This window comes from Paraburkholderia sp. J63 (genome assembly GCF_905220245.1).
In the GTDB taxonomy this organism is placed as follows: domain Bacteria; phylum Pseudomonadota; class Gammaproteobacteria; order Burkholderiales; family Burkholderiaceae; genus Paraburkholderia.
The window spans coordinates 1-843 of sequence record NZ_CAJMZF010000143.1; the positions used below are offsets into that span (position 1 = coordinate 1).

General features: G+C 68.3%; 1 protein-coding gene. It reads left to right on the forward strand.

Features of this window, described 5'->3' with window-relative positions; all coding sequences use genetic code 11:
* A partial coding sequence (locus tag U5775_RS38870; protein WP_322063427.1) for a condensation domain-containing protein occupies positions 1-843 on the forward strand: 843 nt, incomplete at both ends.

Below are 843 nucleotides of genomic sequence, written 5' to 3' on the forward strand. Positions count from 1 at the left end.
TGCGAGGAGGGCGCGGTGCCGCTGCTGCCGGTCCAGGCGTGGTTCTTCGATACGCCGATGGTACATCGCGGCCACTGGAACCAGGCGGTGCTGCTCGAAGGGCCGCAGGCACTGGACCCTGACGTCTTGCGCGTGGCATTGCAGGCCGTGGTCGCGCATCACGGCGCGCTGCGTCTGCGCTTCGAACAGGATGCCCAGGGCACGTGGCAGCAGGCCTACGCCACGGACGACGTCGCCAGTCACGATCTGCTCTGGGAACGCGAAACCGCCGACGCCTCGCAGATCGGCGCCCTGTGCGACGAGGCGCAACGCAGCCTGAACCTGTCCGAAGGACCGCTGCTGCGCGCATTGCTGATCCGCCTGCCGCAAGGCGCATGGCGTCTGCTGCTGGCGATCCATCACCTCGCGGTGGACGGAGTGTCGTGGCGCATCCTGCTCGACGACCTGCAACAGGCGTACGAACAGGCGCGCACACACAAGCCGGTCACATTGCCATCCAACGGCACGACATACCAGGCGTGGGCGAAACGCCTTGCGGCGCACGCGCAGGGCGAAGACGTGCGCGGCGAACTCGCCTACTGGCGCGCGGTCGCCGATGCGCCGTCGCGCATTCCTGCCGACGATCCCCAGGGCGCGTCGACGGTGGCGCAACTGCGCCATGTCTCGCAGCAACTTGCGGCCGATGCAACATATCGCCTGCTGCACGACGTCCCCGCGGCCTACCGCACGCAGATCAACGACGTGCTGCTGACCGCGCTGGGCCGCGCGCTGTGCGCGTGGACCGGTGACGAATCGATCCGCATCGACCTGGAGGGCCACGGTCGCGAAGACCTGTTCGACGAC